The organism is Micromonospora sp. NPDC049529 (assembly GCF_055586685.1).
In genome coordinates this window covers 405,888-426,673 of sequence record NZ_JBVJHT010000003.1, presented here as the reverse complement: position 1 = coordinate 426,673, position 20,786 = coordinate 405,888, and the positions used below count along the sequence as shown (strand labels likewise).

The 20,786-nt window shown below is 71.3% G+C and carries 23 protein-coding genes; 10 read left to right on the top strand and 13 right to left on the bottom strand.

All coding sequences use genetic code 11. From position 1 onward, the window contains the following. Nucleotides 1-21 precede the first annotated feature (21 nt). The gene (locus ACZ6QQ_RS07270; RefSeq protein WP_465874959.1) at nt 22-834 is read left to right on the top strand and encodes a protein phosphatase 2C domain-containing protein; all 813 of its coding nucleotides are present in this window, start codon (nt 22-24) and stop codon (nt 832-834) included. Here the strand turns inward: ACZ6QQ_RS07270 and ACZ6QQ_RS07265 are convergent. Then, nucleotides 812-1,657, bottom strand: a complete 846-nt coding sequence (locus ACZ6QQ_RS07265) for an ATP-grasp domain-containing protein (RefSeq protein ID WP_465874958.1) — start codon at nt 1,655-1,657, stop codon at nt 812-814. The genes ACZ6QQ_RS07270 and ACZ6QQ_RS07265 overlap by 23 nt on opposite strands. Before the next feature lie 91 nt (nt 1,658-1,748). Here ACZ6QQ_RS07265 and ACZ6QQ_RS07260 point away from each other — a divergent pair, with 91 nt between their 5' ends. Together ACZ6QQ_RS07260 and ACZ6QQ_RS07255 are read left to right on the top strand one after the other, a co-directional pair. Next, nucleotides 1,749-2,315: an RNA polymerase sigma factor gene (locus tag ACZ6QQ_RS07260; protein ID WP_465874957.1), complete on the top strand. Its 567-nt coding sequence runs from the start codon at nt 1,749-1,751 to the stop codon at nt 2,313-2,315. Further along, entirely contained in the window at nt 2,312-3,400 is a 1,089-nt protein-coding gene (locus ACZ6QQ_RS07255) for a hypothetical protein (RefSeq protein ID WP_465874956.1), read from the top strand. The genes ACZ6QQ_RS07260 and ACZ6QQ_RS07255 overlap by 4 nt, the downstream gene beginning before the upstream one ends. Before the next feature lie 97 nt (nt 3,401-3,497). Here ACZ6QQ_RS07255 and ACZ6QQ_RS07250 read toward each other — a convergent pair whose 3' ends face one another. The 3 genes from ACZ6QQ_RS07250 to ACZ6QQ_RS07240 form a co-directional block, all read right to left on the bottom strand. Next, complete coding sequence (locus ACZ6QQ_RS07250; RefSeq protein ID WP_465874955.1) at nt 3,498-4,436, bottom strand: NAD-dependent epimerase/dehydratase family protein; 939 nt, start codon at nt 4,434-4,436, stop codon at nt 3,498-3,500. A gap of 102 nt (nt 4,437-4,538) precedes the next feature. Beyond that, nucleotides 4,539-4,937, bottom strand: a complete 399-nt coding sequence (locus tag ACZ6QQ_RS07245; protein ID WP_465874954.1) for a class I SAM-dependent methyltransferase — start codon at nt 4,935-4,937, stop codon at nt 4,539-4,541. A gap of 150 nt (nt 4,938-5,087) precedes the next feature. Continuing rightward, nucleotides 5,088-5,843 (bottom strand): Rossmann-fold NAD(P)-binding domain-containing protein, encoded by a 756-nt coding sequence (locus tag ACZ6QQ_RS07240; protein ID WP_465874953.1) that lies wholly within the window; start codon nt 5,841-5,843, stop codon nt 5,088-5,090. A gap of 47 nt (nt 5,844-5,890) precedes the next feature. On the opposite strand from ACZ6QQ_RS07240, the gene ACZ6QQ_RS07235 reads away from it, so the two are divergent. The 4 genes from ACZ6QQ_RS07235 (at nt 5,891) to ACZ6QQ_RS07220 (ending at nt 7,844) form a co-directional block, all read left to right on the top strand. Beyond that, entirely contained in the window at nt 5,891-6,301 is a 411-nt protein-coding gene (locus ACZ6QQ_RS07235) for a winged helix-turn-helix transcriptional regulator (RefSeq protein WP_465874952.1), read from the top strand. 148 nt (nt 6,302-6,449) lie between these two features. Then, complete coding sequence (locus tag ACZ6QQ_RS07230) at nt 6,450-6,902, top strand: nuclear transport factor 2 family protein (protein ID WP_465874951.1); 453 nt, start codon at nt 6,450-6,452, stop codon at nt 6,900-6,902. A 153-nt stretch (nt 6,903-7,055) separates the two neighbouring features. Continuing rightward, nucleotides 7,056-7,247, top strand: a complete 192-nt coding sequence (locus ACZ6QQ_RS07225) for a maleylpyruvate isomerase N-terminal domain-containing protein (protein WP_465874950.1) — start codon at nt 7,056-7,058, stop codon at nt 7,245-7,247. A gap of 135 nt (nt 7,248-7,382) precedes the next feature. Beyond that, nucleotides 7,383-7,844: a VOC family protein gene (locus ACZ6QQ_RS07220; protein WP_465874949.1), complete on the top strand. Its 462-nt coding sequence runs from the start codon at nt 7,383-7,385 to the stop codon at nt 7,842-7,844. A 49-nt stretch (nt 7,845-7,893) separates the two neighbouring features. On the opposite strand, the gene ACZ6QQ_RS07215 is transcribed toward ACZ6QQ_RS07220, so the two are convergent. The 3 genes from ACZ6QQ_RS07215 to ACZ6QQ_RS07205 form a co-directional block, all read right to left on the bottom strand. Beyond that, nucleotides 7,894-8,400: an HAD domain-containing protein gene (locus tag ACZ6QQ_RS07215; protein ID WP_465875042.1), complete on the bottom strand. Its 507-nt coding sequence runs from the start codon at nt 8,398-8,400 to the stop codon at nt 7,894-7,896. Between the two features lie 129 nt (nt 8,401-8,529). Further along, nucleotides 8,530-9,702 carry a GNAT family N-acetyltransferase gene (locus ACZ6QQ_RS07210; RefSeq protein ID WP_465874948.1) on the bottom strand — a complete coding sequence of 391 codons (1,173 nt, stop codon included), beginning with the start codon at nt 9,700-9,702 and terminating at the stop codon, nt 8,530-8,532. Between the two features lie 72 nt (nt 9,703-9,774). Continuing rightward, a complete protein-coding gene (locus tag ACZ6QQ_RS07205) occupies nt 9,775-10,497 on the bottom strand; it encodes an ACT domain-containing protein (RefSeq protein ID WP_465874947.1) in 723 nt (240 codons plus the stop codon). 117 nt (nt 10,498-10,614) lie between these two features. Here ACZ6QQ_RS07205 and ACZ6QQ_RS07200 point away from each other — a divergent pair, with 117 nt between their 5' ends. Genes ACZ6QQ_RS07200 through ACZ6QQ_RS07190 form a run of 3 tightly spaced genes read left to right on the top strand, consistent with a single transcriptional unit; the run spans nt 10,615 to nt 13,867 of the window. Beyond that, a complete protein-coding gene (locus tag ACZ6QQ_RS07200) occupies nt 10,615-11,877 on the top strand; it encodes a phosphotransferase family protein (RefSeq protein ID WP_465874946.1) in 1,263 nt (420 codons plus the stop codon). A 4-nt stretch (nt 11,878-11,881) separates the two neighbouring features. Then, a complete protein-coding gene (locus tag ACZ6QQ_RS07195) occupies nt 11,882-12,535 on the top strand; it encodes a hypothetical protein (protein WP_465874945.1) in 654 nt (217 codons plus the stop codon). Nucleotides 12,536-12,595: 60 nt separating this feature from the next. Continuing rightward, nucleotides 12,596-13,867, top strand: coding sequence for an acyl-CoA dehydrogenase family protein (locus tag ACZ6QQ_RS07190; protein WP_465874944.1), 1,272 nt, complete (start codon nt 12,596-12,598; stop codon nt 13,865-13,867). 24 nt (nt 13,868-13,891) lie between these two features. Here ACZ6QQ_RS07190 and ACZ6QQ_RS07185 read toward each other — a convergent pair whose 3' ends face one another. The 6 genes from ACZ6QQ_RS07185 to ACZ6QQ_RS07160 all read right to left on the bottom strand — a co-directional run bounded on the left by ACZ6QQ_RS07185 (nt 13,892) and on the right by ACZ6QQ_RS07160 (nt 20,675). Then, nucleotides 13,892-15,082, bottom strand: coding sequence for an NAD(P)/FAD-dependent oxidoreductase (locus ACZ6QQ_RS07185; protein ID WP_465874943.1), 1,191 nt, complete (start codon nt 15,080-15,082; stop codon nt 13,892-13,894). Nucleotides 15,083-15,240: 158 nt separating this feature from the next. After that, the gene (locus tag ACZ6QQ_RS07180) at nt 15,241-16,185 is read right to left on the bottom strand and encodes an RNA polymerase sigma-70 factor (protein ID WP_465874942.1); all 945 of its coding nucleotides are present in this window, start codon (nt 16,183-16,185) and stop codon (nt 15,241-15,243) included. 66 nt (nt 16,186-16,251) lie between these two features. Next, nucleotides 16,252-17,298: a LacI family DNA-binding transcriptional regulator gene (locus ACZ6QQ_RS07175; RefSeq protein ID WP_465874941.1), complete on the bottom strand. Its 1,047-nt coding sequence runs from the start codon at nt 17,296-17,298 to the stop codon at nt 16,252-16,254. An 83-nt stretch (nt 17,299-17,381) separates the two neighbouring features. Then, nucleotides 17,382-18,773 (bottom strand): GH1 family beta-glucosidase, encoded by a 1,392-nt coding sequence (locus ACZ6QQ_RS07170; protein ID WP_465874940.1) that lies wholly within the window; start codon nt 18,771-18,773, stop codon nt 17,382-17,384. Then, a complete protein-coding gene (locus ACZ6QQ_RS07165) occupies nt 18,770-19,678 on the bottom strand; it encodes a carbohydrate ABC transporter permease (RefSeq protein WP_465874939.1) in 909 nt (302 codons plus the stop codon). Before ACZ6QQ_RS07165 ends, ACZ6QQ_RS07170 begins: the two co-directional genes overlap by 4 nt. Before the next feature lie 10 nt (nt 19,679-19,688). Continuing rightward, nucleotides 19,689-20,675, bottom strand: coding sequence for a carbohydrate ABC transporter permease (locus ACZ6QQ_RS07160; RefSeq protein WP_465874938.1), 987 nt, complete (start codon nt 20,673-20,675; stop codon nt 19,689-19,691). Nucleotides 20,676-20,786 lie beyond the last annotated feature (111 nt).

Here is a 20,786-nt window from a genome sequence, read left to right as displayed (position 1 = left end):
GCGGAAGGGTGACGACGGATCATGCGGGTGACGATGACGAGCGCCACGGCACGAGCCGGCCGGGTGAACGAGGACTTCACCGGTGCCGTACCGACGGCGGCGGTGCTGATCGACGGCGCCGGCATTCCCGGCGGCGAATCGACCTGCCGGCACGGCGTGGCCTGGTACGCCAACCGCCTCGGCGGCCACCTCCTCGGCCTGCTCTCAGTCGTACCGGACCGCGGTCTTGCGGCGCTGCTCGCCGAGGCAATCGAGCGGGTGACGGACGATCACCGGGACACCTGCGCCGTCACCGACCCGATCAGTCCGTCGGCGACCGTGGCCGTCGTGCGCCGGTCCGGCGACCTCGTCGAGTACCTGGTGCTCGGGGACTCGGTCGTCGTACTCGACCGGGCGGACGGCGTGCCGCTGGTCGTCACCGATCGTCGGGAGGTGGTCATCAGCGAGTCGTACCGGCCCGCGATCGAGGCGGCCGTACCGGATGGCGACGAGTACCACCGGCTCCTGCGGGACCTGCGCGCCAACCGGAACCGGCCGGGCGGCTTCTGGGTGGCCAGGGACAACCCGGCGGCGGCGGACGAGGCGATCACCGGCAGCTGTCCGGTCGCCGAGGTGACCGGCGCCGTCCTGCTCAGCAACGGGGCCAGCCGCATCGTGGACCGGTTCCGGCTCACCGACTGGCCGGGGGTGATGGCCGTCCTGGCGTCGAGCGGACCGGCCGAGATCATCGATCGTGTCCGGCAGGCGGAGGCACACCACGCGGTGGCGGCGGACGACGCCACGATCACACACTGCACCGATCTCGGCGAGCCTACTGGGTGCGCAGAGCGGTGACCATCGCCTCGGGTTCGATGGTGGCCGGTCGGTCGCTGACCTGCCCGTCGCCGAGTTCGACGACCCGCCATACGCCGTCGGCACGCAGCGCGAGGTCCACGGTCACGAACGGCAGGCCCAGCGCGGCGATCAACGGTGCCACCGGGGCAAGGTCAACCTCGGTGGACGGGGTGTCGTTCGGGGTGTCCGGGTGCGGCCCGACCAGAACGCACACCCCGTCGACCCACCAGGTACGCACCTCGGCGGAGGTGAACCGCTCGAAGCCGCGCAGTACGAACCCGCCCACGAAGTCGTCCTCACGCAGCCGGCGAAACCGGCTCGCCACCGTCCATGCCGCCGCACCGTCGTCGAGTTCCGGGATGAACGCGGCCTCGTGCCAGTGGTGCTTCATCGACTTGGTGTAGTCGCGCAGCACCGCCGGACCCGCCCCCAGCTCGGCGCGCGCCCGGTCGAAGTCCACCCGATCCGCGCCCGTGGTCCACACCGACCGTGGAGTGACCGCCGCCAGGGCGGAGTACCAGCCGGGCAGCTCATGGGCCTGCCGATACTGTTCGGCGCTGGTCCGCAGCGACACGCCACGGTCGGCGAGCACCTCGGCGAACGCCGCGTACTGCTCACTGCGCAACATCCAGCCTCGATAGACCGCCGCCCCGCCACCGGAGACCGATCCGACCGCCCGGTCCGGATCACCGGCTCCGGTCAGCGCATCGTGGTCGACCACCACGACATCGAACCCGGCGTCGCGAGCGGCTGCCGCCTCCGCCGCGAAATGCTCGTCCGGACGGCGGGGCCGCAGAGGGTTCGCGGGAACCAGCAGGATCACGCCCACATCCTGCCCGGCGCCCTTGACGGACTCCGAACGATTTCCGGGCCGGACCCGTGACGATGGGCGTCCGGCCGGACATGGAGTAAGCGTGAGTTCCGGGGATGAGCACGAGGATCGCTTCCGCCGTGTCTACGCGGCCAACTTCGAGCCGCTGCTGGCGTACGCCATGCGGCGCGTCGAACAGCCGGCGGACGCGGCCGACGTGGTCGCCGAGACCTTCCTCGTCGCCTGGCGGCGCAGCCGTGAGATGCCGCCCGAGGCCGAGGTCCGGCTCTGGCTGTACGGCGTGGCCCGACGGGTGCTGGCCAACCACCACCGCAGCGGGGTACGCCGGGAACGGCTGGGCGATCGGTTGCGGCAACGGCTCAGGGCGGCCGCCGCCGTCGATCCCGGCAGTGAGGTGCCCGAACGGCTCACGGTCCAGGCTGCGCTGGCCCGGCTGGGCACGTTGGACCGGGAGGTGTTGATGCTGACCATCTGGGAGGGTCTGGAGCCGCGCGAGGCCGCCGCGGTCCTGGAGGTGAGCCCGGCCGTGGTCCGTACCCGGTTGTTGCGCGCCCGGACCCGGTTGCGAGATCTCGTCGGTGACGACCTTGGCCCACCCGGACATGTACTCGACGTCACGACCGTAGGCACCCCGGAGGAGGGGAGATGACCGACGAGCAGCTCGACCGGATGGTCCGAGACGCCGACCCGTACCGACCCGATGTCGTCAGGCACCTCGACGGGGTTGCGCAGAACCTCCTGGAGGAGATCATGTCCGTGCCGACCCTCGACGACGTCGCCGAACCGCCGAAGCGACGCCTGCGGGCGCGCCGCGCGATGATCAGCGGCTTCGCCGGTGCGGGTGTCGCCGCCGCCGTTCTCACCGCGGTTCTCGTCGTCTCGACCGGGAACGTCGATCAGTCGGACGGTGGGCAGGCGTCCCCGCCGCCCGGTTCCACCTCCGAGACGACGAGAACGGTCTCCTATTCGGCGATGGTGCTCAGGGCGGCCGAGGAGAACCCCCGGCTGCTGATCGACCAACCCGGCTGGAAGGCGACCACCGTCTACGGCTTCGCCGGGAAGGAAGGCGCCATCGCGTTCACGGACGGCGCGCGGCAACTGGAGATGAACTGGTACCCGGCCGACCAGTACGAGCACTACCACGAGGACCGGCTCAGGGTCGGCAAACCGGAGCCGGTGACGGTCGACGGCTGGCCGGGCGACCTGTTCCGGTACAGCGCGAGCGACTTCGCGGTCATGCTCCGGCCCCGCGACGGTTCCTTCGTGGAACTGCGTACGGGCGGCACCTGGACGCGTACGGAGTTCGACGCGGTTCTCGCCGACGTGGTCCGCGTCGACGCCCGCACGTGGTTGGCTGCGCTCCCGGCGGAGATCGTCACGCCGGGGCGGGTGGCGGAACAGGCGGCGAAGGTGCTCGCCGACGTGCCGCTTCCGCCGGGCTTCGACCCCGCCACGCTCGACGACCTCGGCGCGAACGACGCGTACCAGTTCGGCGCCAAGGTGACCGGCCGGGTCGGCTGCGGCTGGATCGCCGAGTGGCTGCGGGCGAAGGCAGCCGACGACGACGCCGCCCTCCGGCGGGCCGCTGACGCGTTGCGCAGCAGCCACGAGTGGAAGGTGCTGCACCAGATGAACGACGAGGGCGACTGGCCCGAGGTGTTCTGGCGGACCGCCGACCAGGTGGCCGCCGGAAACCCGCCGGCCGGGTACGAGGAAGCCCTGGGCTGCAGGTAGCCGTTACGGATCCGCCGAGCGGTCCACGGACCGGGTGCCGAGAATCAGCGGGTCCTCGGCACCCGGTGTGACCAGCCACCGGGTGCCCGGCCGGGCATCACGTCACGGGCGGCGGCACGGGCTCGTGCCGGGCGGCCGATCCCGGACCGGCGAAGGTCTCGCGGAGCGCCGGGTCGAGCGACCGGCCGGTCGTCGGCTCGATGAACAGTTCGGTGAGCAGGAGGTCGGCGAAGTGGCTGGGGTCGAGACCGGATTCTTTCCGGCCGAGGCCCTGTAGCGTGCCGCCGAACCGTAGGAAGGCCCGCACGGCACCAGCGGGCAGCCGACCGACCCGGCGGCGTCGACCAACCGCCTCGGCGATGCGCGCGATCATGTCGTTCCAGGTGAGGTTCTCGTCGGCGACCGGGATGTCCTCACCGCTGGCCCGATCGAGCGCCTCCACCGCGACCTCGGCGACGGTGCGTGCCGAGGCTGCGGCGGTACCACCGGTGGGGACGGCCAGTGGCGTACGGGACCTGGCCCAACGGTCCAGCGGTGCGGCCCAGTTCGGTAGCCGATCGCCGGCCCGGCCGAAGATGAACGGCAACTCCAGTACGGCGACCGGTAGCTCCGGTCCGGCGGCCGCTCGTCCCTCCCGGGCCTGCTCCACCCGGCACCGGATGTACGTGTGGCGGGCCGCGAGGTGCCACTGCGGACGCAGTCGATCGTGGTAGGTGTAGTACGAGCCCATGATCACCCCACGGGTCAGCCCCTCGTCGCGCGCGGCGGTGAACAGGCGTACCACCGGCTCGACCATGTCCCGGCGGAACACCGGATGGATCGGCTTGGGCAGCGGCCGCTGTTCGTCCGTACGGGTCGCGTACACCACGCCGTCATGGCCGGCCAGCAGCGGCCGCAGGTCGTCGATCGAGGCGCTGTCGAGATCGAGCACGTGGTCGACGCCCGGCCGGGCGGTACGCGCCACCGTGGTCGCCGTATGGCCCCGCTCGCGCAGCACGTCGACAACATGGGCGCCGATCAGGCCACTTCCACCCACCACAAGAATTCTCACACCGAATCGTCCATGCCGGACCGGGCCTGGCACAAGCGTTCAAGCGCCCTCGAATGAGATCGGCCGGTTTCCGTCGGTGCGGCGCGGTCAGTGTTCCTCGGCGTAGTGGGAGTGCACGGCGGGTTGTCCGGTGTAGTTGGCGCCGGCACGGTCGTCGGCACCGAGATAGCCGTACGAGAGGCGCACCTCACGGCCGCCGGTGCAGCTGATCCAGCGGCGACGGGGGTCGTAGGAGAACCCGGCGGCGCGCAGCCGGGCGGTGAGTCGCCGCCCGGCGGGTCGCCCGGCGGGCAGCCGGATGCTGGACAGGTCCAGGTCGGCCACGAGCCGGCCGGTGGGGCTCAGCCAGCCGGCCGCCCGGGTCAGCACGGCGAGCTTGTCTCCGACGTAGTGGAGTCCGTGCAGGCAGGTGATCAGGTCGAAGGCCGCCGACCGCTCCAGGTCGTCGTCGCCGAGCAGTCGCGCGTGCCGGTGTTGGTCGACCATGGCCACATCATCCCAGCAACGGCCGGTTCGGCCCGCGCGCGGCCGACGCCGAGAACCTGCTGCGCCATGCCCGGACCGGCCCCGTGCCGGCCTCCTGACGATGACGCCGGGGCACAACTCCCGCGCGACCGTCGGGCGTGGGCCGGCGACTCACCGGTCAGCGGTCAGCTCGGCGAGGAGCGGGTAGAGCCGCGCGGCCGCCGCAGGGTCGAACTCCGGTCGGGTGAGCGGAACCGGTACGCCGCGACGCAGCGCCGTCAGTCGGGCGGCCGGTGGTTCGGCGAGCAGGGCGCTCAGGCGGGCTGCCGAGGAGTCGGTGGAGGATCCGAAGAGGGCGGCCGACACCCCCACGAGGGTACGGATCGGTTGGCGGAACTGCCGGTGCATACCGCTGTTGACGAACAGCGGGTTGTACAGCACGTATCGGATTGAGCTGTGTGGATGCTGGGCCGCGAAGCCGGCGCCGAGAAGATCGTTGGCGCGCGCGCCCTGCATGGTCGCTCCGAGCATGGTGTATCCGTCGACGAGTTGCAGATCGTCCCAGTGAATTCGGCCGGCCCGGATTCCACCGGTGCCGCTGAGGTTGAGGATGATCGGCGTCTGGGCGCGTTCCAGCGCCGGGCGAAGCCGTTCGGCAAGCAGATAGCGGCTGAGAACGTAGATCGCGAAGGTCTGCTCGAAGCCCTCGCCGGTGACGACACGGCGCAGGTCGAAACGCCCCGCTGCCAGCACCAACACGTCAATCTTGTCCGGCAGCCGGGTTGCCAGTGCGGCGGTCTGTCGGACCGAGGTGAGATCGGCGTCGGCGCTGCCGATCGCGATCACCCGGTCTCCGGCCCGCCGGAGCCTGTCGGCAAGGGCGCCGCCGATGCCACGTGTCCCGCCCGCGATCACTACTGTGCGCATAATTCATCGTGGGTTCCGTCCGGCTTTCTGCGAAAGAAGGAACATCGATGTCACCGGCGCTGCCGCTACCCGTGACCCTGGCCGACCGTACGGCGTGCACGGCGACCGACATCCTGCGGCGCGTGGGCGAAAAGTGGAGCGTTCTCATTCTCGCCGTTCTCCGTGAACGCCCCTACGGCTTCAACGAACTCGACCGCACCATTCACGGGCTGAGCCGACGTATCCTCACCCGCACACTGCGCACACTGGAGTACGACGGCCTGGTCAGCCGCGAACAGACGCCGGAACGTGTCGAGTACACGCTCACCGACCTGGGTCGCTCACTTCTTCCGTTGGTCATCGCCGTCGGAGAATGGGCGGTCGAGCACGCATCCGACATCGATCGGGCACGAGCGCGGATGGGTGCGCCCACCGGAGGGCCACGGTCCACGGACCCGGACGTCGTCACACTCAACTGACCGCTCTCGCCACGGCGTCCCTCGACGTCCGCTCGTCACCATGTCTGCGTCGGCACACCGCGAAGGCTCGTCCCGACGGCGCACGACGACCGGCCCGGCGCGTGACAGGATGGCCGAACATGCCCGTCAGTCAGGCAGGAGTGGGTCGATGTCTCACGTGGATCGGCCGTCGGACGACGTTCTCCGCACCGCGACCGGCGGCGCGAACACCACCGGGGTCGAGGCGCTGTGCGCTGCCGAACGGCGTTTGCAGCAGGCCCAGCTGACCTCCGATGTCGCGGCGTTGGACCGGTTGATCGATGACCGGCTCGTGTTCACCGGACCCGACGGCGGCCTGTACTCCAAGCAGGACGACCTGGACGTACACCGATCGGGTCGGCAGTCGATGATCCGGGTGGACGAGGAGGACCTGGCGGTCCTCGTGGTCGGCGACACCGGGGTGACCTGGTTCCTCGGCACGCTGGAAGGCACCCTTGCCGGCGAGCCCTTCCTCGCCCGCGTCCGCTACACGCGCACGTGGGTCCTGGACGAGGCGGAGGGATGGCGCCTGATCGCGGCGCACGTCAGCCCGGACAACCGGGACACCGCCACGAACGGCTGACCGGACGACGGGCGGCGGTGCGGACGGTGGGCGATACTCCGGTACTCCGGTACTCCGGTACTCCGGTGCCCCGGTGCCCCGGTGCCCCCGCGCCCGCCGCGTCTGCGGTGAAATCGCCGTCCGGCTGTCAGAGCATGGTGGTATACAGCCGGCGTGGCACCGACCCTGGAGCTCCCCGATCTGCTGCGGCTGATCGACGAACGATCGACCGCCTTCCGCGCCGCGGTCGCCGCCGCGCCCAGCCTCGCCGTGCCGGTGCCGACCTGCCCCGGGTGGACCCTGTTCGATCTGGTCCGGCACCGACGTCTGTTCGATCTGCTCCTGGCCTGGGACCCGGATGAGTAGCACCGGACCAGACTGCGCGAATACCTCACACGACGCTCACCGGCACGGACACGTCCCTGCCCGTGGTCGTGATGGAATCAACGGGCCCCTCGGCCCATGTCCAGTTTCTGAAGCCGATGAAAGCGGAGCAACCCGATGAGCCGACACATCCAGCTCACCTTCGACGCCCACGATCCACGGGCGCTGTCGTCCTTCTGGCGTGACGTACTGGGCTATGTCCATCCCGGCCCGCCCGGCGTCGACCTGCCCGAGGGCGCCGACCCGTTGGCCGCGTGGGACGACTACCTCGCGCGGATCGGTGTGCCGAAGGAGGAGTGGAACACGAGATCGGCCATCGAGGACCCGGACGGGCACGGCCCACGGGTGTTCTTCCAGCAGGTGCCGGAGGACAAGGTCGCCAAGAACCGTGTCCACCTCGATGTCCGGGCGGCTCCCGGACTGCACGGTGAGGAGCGGATGGCGGCGCTGGAGGCAGAGTGCGACCGGCTCGTCGCGCTGGGGGCGACCCGGACCCGTCGCCACGAGCCGGCTCCCCCGCTGAGCACCGGCTTCATCGTGATGGCCGACCCCGAAGGCAACGAGTTCTGCCTGGACTGACGCGACTGCGACGGTGGCCGCGTGGGCCGGCGCCGGGCTCGGGCGGATGTCACGCCGGGAGCCATTGACGGATCGCCGCGAAATCCGCTTCGGTCAGACCCGCGTACGGGTCGACCCGGTGCAGCAGCGCCCGCGCCGGGTGATGTGCGGCGACCCACCGCCGGTCGGCATCGGTTGTCTCGTCGTCGAGCCAGACGAACGGGCGTCCGGCCGCCCACCGGGTCAGGAACACGGTCTTCCAGTGCAGGCCGGGCTCCGGATCCTCGTCATCGTCGGGCCATTCGACGACGGGCAGGTCCGGAAGCCCGAGCCGTGGGGAGACGACCTCGTTCGCGTCCGCCATCCACGTCGTCGCCCAGACCAGCTGGCATTCCAGGGCCAACAGCCTGCGCCCGTCGTCCGGGTTCAGACGATCGAGCAGAGGATTGCCCGTAGCGTCCGGCGGCGGCGTGACGACACCGCCCGGGAAGGGTTTCCGGGCCGACCGGGTCCTGAACGGAATCAGCGGTCCATCCACATCGAGGAAGATCAACGGTTGGTCGACCGGGGCGGGCATCACGCGCGAACCGTAGCGCGGAGCCGATCCGGGCTGCCTCGACCGGCTAACCCCCTGGCCGACCGGAACCGGGAAGAGGGTTCCTTCCTGCCGTCCCACAGGAAGGAACCCTCTTCCCTTTCGCCCCAGTCAGGCTGTTCCGGCGGCCCGGCTCCGCACCGGAGCCGGGCCGCTGGGGTCTTCGTCCGCCGCATCGGCGGAAGTGTCGGCCGGGTCGGCGGCAGACCGCCCGGTGGTCGGGTCCGCGCCGAGGGTCGGCCCGACGGCCAGGTCGGCGCCGTTCAGCGGCAGGGTCACCGTCACGAGGTCACCGTCGGCGTCGACCGGTCCCGGCCGACCCACCCGGTGCAGCACCCGGAGCAGGCCGAGGTTGTCGGCGTACGCGTGCGCCACCACTGCCGCACAACCGCCCCGGCCCGCGTACGCGACCAGCCGGCGCATCAGCGCGCCACCCAGCCCACGCCGCTGCCAACCGTCCTCGACCAGGAGCGCCACCTCGGCCACCGCCCCCTCGGGCACCAGGTTCGCCATCGCCACCACCCGTTCCGGGGTGCCGTCGACACCGCCGGCCACGGCCACCAGGGTCATCCCCCGCGCCGGCTCCAGCAGGTGGCGCAGCCGGTCCGGGGTCGGGTCGGCCGCACCCAGGTAACGCTGCCAGCGGGTACGGGCCGAGCAGCGGCCGTGCATCGCCAGCACCGCCGGCAGGTCGTCCGGGCCCGCCGGTCGTACGACCAGTTCCGCCCCGTCCGGTAGGACCAGGGTGACCTGCTCGGCCGTACGCCGCACCACGTTCGCGGCGAGGTCGACCAGCGCCTGCGCGCGGGCGTACTCGGCCGGGGTGAAGGCGGGTGCCGTACGGAGCACCTCGTAGGAACCACCGGCCGGATCGGCCAGTCGCATGGACTCCAGTCCGGCCTGCGGACGACTCTGTCCGGGTGCCGGGCGCCAGGTGACCGCGTCGGCCCCGAGCAGGGTACGCAGCGCCTCGCCGAGCGCGTCCGGGTCCCGGACCAGCCGGCTCGCCAGCCCCAACGCCCGGGTCGGCTGGTCGACCAGGCCGCGCGCCTCGCTGCGCGCCACCCAGCAGTCCCGCCCGCGTCCGCGTTCCACCGCGGCGACCAGGTCGGCCGCGGTCAGTCGTTCCGGTGCGTCGACCAGGAAGTCGTCGAGCGCACCGGCCTCGGTGGTGTGCACCTGCACGGTGAGGATGTTGACTCCGCGCAGCGCGAGGCTGGCGGTCAGCACCGCCAGGTAACCGGGCCGGTCGTCGACCGTCGCCCTGATCCGCCACAGCGCCATCTCAGCTCCTCTCCCGGATCCGGCCGGCCCGCCGGCCGGGCTCACGGGTCACTCCGCGTCAGCGTCGAGCGGTCACGTTCTGATGGTCGCCGGGGGCGCACTGACCAGGTCGAGCCGGTCACCGAGGATGACGGCCGCGGCCCGGACCAGTTGCGCCACCCGGTCCACCTCGGTGATGTGGAAGCCTGCCGCCGACAGGCCCTCCGCATCCACCCGAGCCACCATGAGCACCAGCCCGGCCCGGCCGAACGGCGCCGCCACGTAGTGGGTGCCGACCGGCCCGTCCAGGGCTCGGGCCCGAAGTGGCGTCACCTCCGGCAGGGTCAGCGGGCTCGGTGCACGCCAGCTCGCGTACGCCACCGCCGGTGCCCCGCCGGGCGCCCCGGGGAACGCCGATCCCCGTCGGGACGCCCAGTCGGCCGGAACCACCGCGGCCGCCGCCCAGTCCGCCGCCAACAGACCGGGTACGGCGTCCACCAGCGTCGCCAGCCCGTCGGCCGGGTTTCCCGCGACCTGGGCCAGCAACTCGGCGTCCTGGCCCCCGCTGGTGGGCGCGCCGATCGCCCGCCAGACGCCATCCACCTGCACACCGGGTATCGCCGCCAACCCGGCCATCAACCGTTCGACCCGGGAGGCACCGGGCCAGACCACGGTGAAGTCGTCGACCGCCCGCCCGCCCAGCCGTTCCAGGACGATCACCTGCACGATGTCGGCACCTGCCACGCCCAGCGTGCGGGCCACCTGGCCGAGCGCGCCCGGACGGTCCGGCAGGGTCACCCGAACCCTCAGCAACATGTCTGTTCCTCCGTCGACGAGTCGGCGCGGGAACCCCGGGCGCCTGCTTGCGGCGTCTGCACGCCGGCCTACCTGACACAGATTGCCCGCTGACCATTTCGCCCCTGTTGCCGCACCATGTCCCGGCCGCAACAAGGCGTTCTTGACAAGTTGGCCCAGGTGCCATCAACTGTTCGGATGACCGAGCCGCCGGGCAGCACCGGCCGGCCGGATCCCGAGTCGCAGGACACGACCGCGCCACAGTCGCCGGCCGGTCTGGATCTCGACCGGCTCGCCGACCATCTCCGCGTCCACCGTCCCGACCTGCTCGACGGGCGACCGGAGGCCCGGCTGATCGTCGGCGGCCGGTCCAACCTGACGTACGCGGTCCGGGCCGGTGCCCGCGAGTTCGTGCTGCGCCGTCCCCCGCTGGGACACGTGCTGGCCACCGCGCACGACATGGCCCGCGAGTTCCGGGTCATCTCCGCCCTGGCCGGTACCGGTGTGCCGGTCCCGGCCGCCCTGCTGCTCTGCCCGGACGACACGGTGATCGGGGCCCCGTTCTACCTGATGGAACGGGTGCCGGGGGTGGTCTACCGCGACCGCGCCCAGACCGACCGGCTCGACCCGGGGCAGCGGCGGGGGCTGGCGCTGGCGATGATGGACACCCTGGCCGTGCTGCACGGGGTCGAACCCGCCTCGGTCGGCCTGGCCGATTTCGGCCGACCGGAGGGCTACCTGGCCCGGCAGGTACGCCGCTGGGGCGGCCAACTCGACCAGTCGCGCAGCCGCCCCCTGCCGGGCATGGCGGAACTGCGCGAACGGCTGGCCGCCACCGCCCCGGAGGGGGCCAACGCGGGTCGGATCGTGCACGGCGACTACCGCCTGGACAACCTCCTGGTCGAAGCCGGCCCCGGACCCGGCAATCCCCTGGACGAAGCCGGCCCCGGACCCGGCAACCCGCTGGACGAGGCCGGAACCGGAGCGGTGGCCGAACCTGCCGAGAACCAGCCGGTGAGGGCGACCGTCCGGGCGGTGCTGGACTGGGAGATGGCCACCCTCGGCGACCCACTGGCCGACCTCGGGCTGCTGTTGACGTACTGGGACGTGCTCGGTGACCGGGACGGGGTGGCCGGCAACCCGGTCGCCGACGGTCTGGGCCGCCGGGCCGGGTTCCCGGCGGGTGCCGAGCTGATCGAGCGGTACGCCGGCCGCAGCGACGTCGACGTCGGCCCGCTGGACTGGCACATCGCGCTCGGCTGCTTCAAGCTCGCGGTGATCTGCGAGGGCATCCACTACCGGCACACCCTCGGGCAGACCGTGGGCGAGGGCTTCGACCGGATCGGCGAGATGGTGACGCCGCTGGTCGAGCACGGCCTGACCGCCGTACCCCGGGCCTGATGCCGTGTCCGGCGAACAGGCTGCTCCCGTCCCCCGGTCACTGGCCGTATACGCCCTCGCCTACGGGCTGCTGCACCATCTCGGCGGAGCGCTCGGCGGGCTCGGTACGGTCGGGCCGACCCGGTGGGCCGACTGGGCGGAGCTGCTGGTGCCGTACGCGGTGCTGGTCCCGGCGGCGATGGCGCTCGCGGCCGGCGGCGCGGGTCGGACGGTATGGGCGGTCTACCTGGCCGGTGCCCTCGCCTACGCCGAGGGCAAGGGCGTGCACGTGGCCGCGAACTCGATCGGGAACGTGGCACCGGGACCGGCGGCGCACCTCTGGGACGAGGTGGTCGGGCACTACCTCTGGTACGCCGGAGCCGCCCTCGTCCTCGCCGCGCTGGCCGCCACCTTCGCCCGGTCCGACCCGCCGCGCGGAATCGTCGGCTACCCGCTGGCGCTGCTGGTCGGGCTCACCCACACGACCAACTCGCTGGAGGGCGGCACCGCCGTCTTCGGACTGGTGGTCGCGGTCATCGCCTGCGGTTGGGGTTGGCGGACCCGGTCCCGGCTGGGCCGGCTGCTCCTGGTCGGGTACGTGCCGGCGGTGCCGGTACTGGTCGGGTACGGGCTGTGGCACGGCGGCTTCCCGCAACCCTCGGAACTCGGCGGCCCCTGACCCGAGGCCCCCGACAACGGTGCCCCGGCACCGGAGCAACCGAACCTGGAAGGAAAGCGGATGGAGTTCGGATTCGACGCCCGTACCACCGAGCTGCACCGGGCGCTGCACGAGTTCATGGTCGAGCACGTCTACCCGGCCGAGCCGGTGTACGCCGCCCAGGTGGCCGGCGCGGTCGACCCGTGGACCCGACCGCCGGTGCTCGCCGACCTCACGGCGCAGGCGCGCAGACGTGGCCTGTGGAACCTCTTCCTCCCCCACCCCGAGTACGGCCCCGGCCTGACCAACGTGCAGTACGCGCCACTGGCCGAGCTGACCGGACGCAGCCCGTACCTGGCGCCGGAGGCGCTCAACTGCGCCGCCCCGGACACCGGCAACATGGAACTGCTGGCCGAGTTCGGCTCGCCGGAGCAGCGGGAACGCTGGCTGCGCCCGCTGCTCGACGGAGAGATCCGGTCCGCGTTCTGCATGACCGAGCCCGAGGTGGCGTCGTCGGACGCGACCAACATCGCCACCCGGATCGAGCGTGACGGCGACGAGTACGTGGTGACCGGGCGCAAGTGGTGGTCGTCCGGGGCGATGGACCCGAGGTGCGAGATCCTGATCGTGATGGGCAAGACCGATCCGGGCGCCGACCGGCACCGGCAGCAGAGCATGGTGCTGGTTCCCCGGAACACGCCGGGCGTCACGGTCGGGCGCGGGATGACGGTCTTCGGTTACACCGACGGGGCGCACGGCGGGCACGCCGAGGTCAGCTTCGACGGCGTACGGGTGCCGGCGGCGAACCTGGTCGGCGGCGAGGGCGACGGTTTCGCGATCGCCCAGGCGCGGCTCGGGCCGGGCCGGATCCACCACTGCATGCGCCTGATCGGGATGGCCGAACGCGCCCTGGAACTGCTCTGCCGGCGTACCTCGCAGCGGGTGGCGTTCGGCCGGCCGCTGGCGGAGCAGGGGGTGATCCGGGACTGGATCGCGCAGTCGCGGGTACGGATCGAGCAGGCCCGGCTGCTGGTGTTCAAGACCGCGTGGTTGATGGACACCGTCGGCAACCGGGGCGCACACACCGAGATCCAGGCCATCAAGATCGCCACCCCGGCGATGGCCGAGTGGGTGATCGACAAGGCGATCCAGGCGTACGGGGCCGCCGGTGTCAGCCAGGACACCCCGCTGGCCGTCCTCTGGTCCCACGCCCGCACCCTCCGCCTCGCCGACGGCCCCGACGAAGTCCACCTCGCCTCCCTGGCCCGCCAAGAACTCCGCCACCACTCCCCACCCCCACCCCCGTCCGCGCCCCCTCATGTAGAGAAAGAGGGCCTTTCCCGTCGCGAATAAGCCCTCTTTCTCTACAAGAGTTCTCTACAAGAGAGTGGATCTGGGGGTGGGGGTGGGGGTGGGGGTGGTGTGGCGGCGGGGGGTGGGGAGGGCGAGGGTGGGGTGGGCGACGCCCCAGGCGGCACCCTTGCAGACCAGTTCCTTGTAGACGGCGGCGAGCCGTCCGGTGAGAGCCGCCGGCACGGCGCGGTCGTCGGCGGTGACGTACTGGATCAGGCCGTCCCGGCGCCCCAGCGAGATGCACTGGTTGAAGTAGCGCAGCGCCGCCTGCGGAAGCTTCCCGCCGGTCAGCCGCGCCGCGATCGAGTCGGCGGCCTGCCACGCCATCGGCACGCCCGACGCGCACGCCATCCGCAGCGGCTTGTCTCCCGCACCCATCGCGAAGGCCGCGTCGCCGATCGCGTACACGTCCGGGTGCGAGACCGAACGCATGGTCGAATCGACCACGATCTGACCGGTGCCGGTGACCTCCATGGAGGTCTGCGCCGCGATCGGGTGGACCGCGAAGCCGGCGGTCCAGACGGTGACCGCAGCCGGAATGACCTTCCCGTCGGCGGTGGCGACCCGGTCGGCTTCGACGCCGGTGACGGCGGTGTGCTCGTAGGCGGTGATGCCCAGCCGGCCGAAGACCTTCCGCAGGTGTGCGCGGCCCCTGGGCGAGAGCCGGTCGCCGAGGGCGCCCCGGACGGCGAGGGCGACGTCCAGGTCCGGACGGGCCTCGGCGATCTCGGTCGCGGCCTCCAGGCCGGTGAGGCCGCCGCCGACGACGACCACGGTCTGCCCGGCGTCGAGGCGGGCCAGGCGCTCGCGCAGCCGCAGCGCCCCGGGGCGACTGGCGATCTCGTACGCGTGCTCGGCGGTGCCGGGGACGCCCCGGGCGTTCCAACGGCTGCCGAGGGCGTAGACGAGCGTGTCGTAGCCGAGTTCCGTGGCACCGTTCGCGTCGGCGACGGCGACGGTCCTGCGGTCGACGTCGACGCCGGTGACCCTCGCCACCCTCGGGTCGACGCCGGTGCCGGCGAACATCTCACCGAGGGGCCGGGGCCTGAGGTTCTGGCCGGTCGCGAGCTGGTGCATGCGGACGCGCTCGACGAAGTCGGGCTCGGCGTTGACGAGGGTGATGGCGACGTCCTCGCGGTGCAGCCGCTTGGCGAGGCGGCCGGCGGCGATGGCTCCGGCGTATCCGGCGCCGAGGACGATGATGCGGTGCGGCATGTCCGTGCTCCTGTCTGACGCGGGTTCGCCACTTGAACCGGGCGGCCCGCCGTTTGCTGACAGGAAAGCGGTGTGAGCGGCCTCACAGCGGGTCAGAACGCCGTGAGCAGCAGGTCAGAACGCCGTGAGCAGCAGGTCAGAACGCCGTGAGCACCGGATCAGAACGCCGTGAGCAGCGGCTCCCCGTGGTCGGAGGCGGCGAACCGCTCGGTCGCGCGCTCCAGCTTGTCGGGGTTGGCCTGGCTGCGGATCGCGGCGATGCCGTCGGCGGTGACCTCCAGACAGATGACGCCGACGACCCTCCCGTTCACCACCGCCACGACGGCGGGATCGCCGTTGGCCGTCCAGGCGTAGATCTCGGCCGCGCCGCCGAGCAGGGCGCGCTTGGCCGGGGTGGGTTTGAACAGGCCCCACAGGAACCGCGCGACCGCGCGGGCACCCTCGAGCGCCCTGGTGCGGGCCGGGACCTTCCCGCCGCCGTCGCCGATCGAGATCGCGTCCGTGGTGAGCAGCCGTACGAGCGACTCGATCCGGCCGCTGGTGGCGGCGGTCATGAACTCCTCGGCGATCCGCCGCGCGGCGACGTCGTCGACCTCGGTACGGCTCCTGCCGTCCGCGACGTGCTTCTTCGCGCGATGGAAGATCTGCTGGCAGGCGGCCTCGGTGAGGTCGAGGATCGCGGCGATCTCCCGGTGCGGGTAGTCGAAGGCCTCCCGCAGCACGTACACCACCCGTTCGTTGGGCGACAGGCGCTCCATCAGGGTGAGGACCGCGTACGAGACCGACTCGCGCCGCTCGGCGGTGTCGGCCGGGCCGAGCATCGGGTCCCCGGCCAGCAGCGGCTCGGGCAGCCACTGGCCGACATAGGTCTCGCGCCGGGCCCGCGCGGAGGTGAGCTGGTTGAGGCAGAGGTTGGTGAGCACCCGGGTCAGCCAGGCGTCGGGGACCTCGATGCGGTCGACGTCGGCGGCCTGCCAGCGCAGGAAGGTCTCCTGCACGGCGTCCTCGGCCTCCGCCGCGGAGCCGAGCAGGCGGTACGCGATGGCCTCCAGACGGTGCCGGGAGGCCATGAACCGCCCGACGTCGTCCGCGGTCAACGGCATGAATCCGATCCTAGGCCAGCGCGGCGAGCGGCCCCGGTCCTAGGCGAGTGCGTCGAGCGGCCCCGGCTAGGTGGAGGCGCGGTGGACCAGGTGGGTGTCGAGCAGGATGTAGGGGGTCTGCAGGTCCTCGTGGCGGATCCGGGACATCAGCAGGCGGGCCATCTGCCGGCCCATCTCCTCGACCGGCTGGTGGACGGTGGTCAGCGGCGGGTCGGACTGGCGGGCGATCGGGGCGTCCTCGAAGCCGACCACGGAGACGTCCTCGGGGACCCGCCGGCCGGCGTCGCGCAACGCGCGCAGGGCGCCGCAGGCCATCAGGTCCGAGGCGACGAAGACGGCGTCGAGGTCGGGGCACTGTTCGAGCAGCCGGCGCATGGCCGCCGTACCGCTGCTCTCGCTGAAGTCGCCGTACGCGATCAGTTGTTCGCTGACCGGCCGGCCGCTGGCCTGGACGGCCTGGCGGTAGCCGGCGAGCCGGGCCACGCCGACGGCCATGTCCTGCGGGCCGGCGATCGTGGCGACCCTGGTCCGGCCCCGCTCGACGAGGTGTTCCACCGCCTGCCGGGCCCCACCGGCGTTGTCGACGTCGACGAAGTAGGCCGCCTGGGCGCCGGGTTGCAGCATCCTGGCCGGCCGTCCGCCGAGCACCGCCGGCAGTGACCGCTGCTCCAGCAGGGTCGGCAGCGGGTCGGAGTCGTGCAGGGAGAGCAGGAGTACGCCGTCGACGTGCTGCGGGGTGAGGTGGTGCTCGACCCGTTCCCGTTCGGCCGGCGACTGGGCCATGGCGAGCCAGAGCTGCATCGGGGTGTCGAGCAGGCCGGAGCTGATGCCTCGGACGATGCCGGCGAAGAAGGGTTCGCCGAAGACCCGCTCCTCCGACTCCGACACCACCAGCGCGACGGAGTCCGTACGCTGTGTGACCAGTGCGCGGGCCGCCCGGTTGGGTACGTAGCCCAGCTCGGCGATGGCCTGTTGGACTGCGGCCCGCGCCTCCGGGCTCACCTGCGGTGACCCGTTGACGACGCGGGAGACCGTGCCCCGGCCGACCCCGGCACGGGCGGCGACCGCGTCCAGGGTTGGCCGCCCGAGTGACCGGGTGCGCTGGGTTGTCATGGTGTGCTCCTCCGACGGTGGGGTGGGTCGGCACCGACCCGGCGCGGGTTGGTGCCGACACCCCGGTTACTGGCTGGCCCCGGTTATTGTGCGGCCAGACCGTTACGTCGGATCACGTCGGCGTACCACCTGGCACTGGACTTGGGGGTACGAAGCTGACTGTCGTAGTCAATGTGGATCATGCCGAAACGCTTCGTGTAACCCCACGCCCATTCGAAATTATCCATCAGCGACCAGGCGAAGTACCCCCGCAACGGCACGCCCGAAGAGATCGCCGTGTGGCAGGCCCTCAGGTGGGCGTCGAAGTAGGCGACCCGGTCGGTGTCGTCGACCTCTCCGTCGACCACCTCGTCGACGAAGGCGGCCCCGTTCTCGGTGACGTAGAGCGGCAGTTCCGGGTACTCCCGGTGCACCCGCTCCAGCACCTCGACCAGGCCGGGGGCGTCGATCTCCCAGTTCATGTCGGTCACCGGCACCCCCCGGGTGACGAACCGGACTCCCTCGCTGCCGGGCCAGTTCGACGGCGCCCGCCAGTACGGCTCCGGCTCGACGCCCTCGACCGGGGCGGCCACCACGTGCCGGCTGTAGTAGTTGATCCCGAGCACCGACAGCGGAGTGGAGATGATCTCCATGTCGCCGTCGCGTACGTGCTTGAAGTCGGTCACCTCGGCCAGGTCCTCGACCACGTCCTGCGGGTACTCGCCGAGCAGGATCGGGTCGAGGAAGAACCGGTTGGCCAGCCCGTCGATGCGCCGGGCGGCTTCGGCGTCGGCCGGGGTGTCCCGTTCCGGCGAGACCGCGTACAGGTTGAGCGTGATGCCGAGGTCGTGGTCGGGCCGGGTTTCCTTGATCGCCCGTACGGCGAGCCCGTGGCCGAGCATCAGGTGGTGCCCGGCCTGGACCGCCGCCTCCGGGTCGCTCAGGCCGGGGGCGTGCGCCCCGGAGCCGTACCCGAGGAAGGCCGAGCACCAGGGCTCGTTCAGCGTCGTCCAGTAGCGGACCCGGTCGCCGAGGGCGTGGTGGGCCAGCACCGCGTAGTCGGCGAACCGCTCGGCGGTGTCCCGCAGCGGCCAGCCACCGGCGTCCTGCAACGGCTGCGGCAGGTCCCAGTGGTAGAGCGTCACCCACGGCTCGATGTCGTGTTCGAGCAGGTCGTCGACGAGCCGCTGGTAGAAGTCGACCCCCTCGGGGTTGACCCGACCGACGCCGCCGGGCTGGATCCGGGGCCAGGACAGCGAGAACCGGTACGACTTCAGCCCCATCTGCGCCATCAGTTTGATGTCGTCACGGAACCGGTGGTAGTGGTCGCAGGCGACGTCGCCGGTGTGCCCCTGTTTGGTGAGTCCTGGGGTGTGGCTGAAGGTGTCCCAGATCGACGGGGTACGGCCGCCCTCGGTGGCGGCGCCCTCGATCTGGTACGCCGCGGTGGCGGCCCCCCAGAGGAAGGTGCCCGGGAAGATGAGCTCGTTGGTCACGACTTGACGGCGCCTTCCATGATGCCGCCGATGATCTGGCGGCCGAAGAGGATGAACACGATGAACAACGGCAGCGTGGCGATCAGCGTGCCGGCGAAGATCTGCGAGTTGTCGGCGAAGTAGGCCGAGTTGAGACTGCGCAGGGAGATCTGGACGGTCGGGTTGGCCGGGTCGGCCAGGACGACGAACGGCCAGAAGAACTGGTTCCACTGTTCCATGAAGGTGAGCAGCCCGAGTACGGCCGCGGCCGGCCGCAGTGCCGGGGCGACCACGTGCCAGTAGACCCGCCAGGTGGAGCAGCCGTCGACCCTCGCTGCCTCGATCAGCTCGTTCGGGACGGCCTGTTCGGCGTACTGGCGCATCATGAAGATGCCGAAGCCGCCGATCAGGAACGGTACGGTCACCGACGGCATGGTGTTGAGCCATTCGAGCTTCGCCATCAGGATGTAGAGCGGCAGTACGCCGAGCTGGATCGGCACCATCATCGAGGCCAGGATGATCAGCAGTAGCGCGTTCTTGCCCTTGAACTTCAGTTTGGCGAAGGCGAAGCCGGCGAGCGAACCGAAGAAGACGGTGGCGATGGTGATCGTGCCGGAGACCAGGAACGAGTTCATCAGCCCCTTGACGATGTTCGCGTCCCCGTTGGCGAGCACCCGTTCGATGTTCTCGCCGAGCTTGCCGCCGGGCAGGAACGGCGGCGGCCAGGAGTTGGCCGCGTCGTTGGTGCGCGAGGCGATGACGATCATCCAGTAGAACGGGAAGAGCGACAGGAACACCGCGAGGATCAGGCCCACCCAGGTCAGCGGGCTGGCCTTCCACAGTCGTTCGGCCCGGTTGCGGGGCGGGCGGTCGGGTCGGGGCGGGGCGAGCGGCGAGGGCCGGGGCCCGAGCGTTGTGGTGGTCATCGTCGGGTCCTCACTTGTCCGAGCTGATGCGGCGGGCCAGCAGGTAGTTGATCAGCGACATGCCCGCGATCAGCACGAAGAGCACGAGCGCCACCGCACCGGCGTAGCCCCACCGGAACCGGGTGTTCATGACGTCGAGCAGGTACATGGTGATCGTCTGGAACTGACCCTGTGAGCCGCCGGAGATGCCGCCGGAGCCGCTGGTGAACAGCAGCGGTTCGGTGAAGAGTTGCAGGCCGCCGATGGTCGAGATGATCAGCGTGAAGATGATCGTCGGGCGGAGCTGCGGGATGGTGATCGACCAGAACTGCCGGGTCTTGGACGCGCCGTCGAGCGCGGCGGCCTCGTAGATGTCCTTGTTGATCGACTGCATGGCGGCCAGGTAGATCAGCGCGTTGTAGCCGACCCAGCGCCAGTCGACCATGGTCGAGATGGCGAACCAGGAGGCGTACCGGTTGGCCCGCCAGTCGATCGGGTCGAGACCGACCAGGTCGAGCAGCCAGTTGGCCAGACCGAACTCGCGGGAGTAGATCATCGAGAAGATCAGCGCCACCACGGCCGTGGAGGTGATGATCGGCATCGCGATCGCCATCCGGAAGAAGGTCTGGCCCTTGATCTTCCGGTTCAGGGCGTTGGCCAGCAGCAGGGCGATCAGCAGTTGCGGCACGGTCGACATGGCGAACATGCCGAAGGTGTTGACCACCGCGTTCCAGAACTGCGGGTCCTGGCTGATCTCGACGAAGTTGTCCAGGCCGACGAAGCTGATGGTGGTGTTCATCGGCGACCGGTCGGTCAGCGCGATCCAGACGGTGTAACCGATCGGATAGGCGCTGAAGATCGCGAAGATGACGAAGAACGGCAGGATGTACAGGTAGGGCGAGACCTTGAGGTCCAGCCGGGTGAGCGAGCGGCGGGGGGCCCGCCGGGGGCCCCGCTCGTCGTCCGCCCGGTGGCTGTGCCGGCCGGTCGGCGGGGCCGGGTCGAGATCCAGGCTCATCGGAAGTCCTTCAACTAGGGCGTGGGGGGGGGGGGGGGGGGGGGGGGGGGGGGGGGGGGGGGGGGGGGGGGGGGAGGGGATGGGGGGGGGGGGGGGGGGTATTGTTTCCGT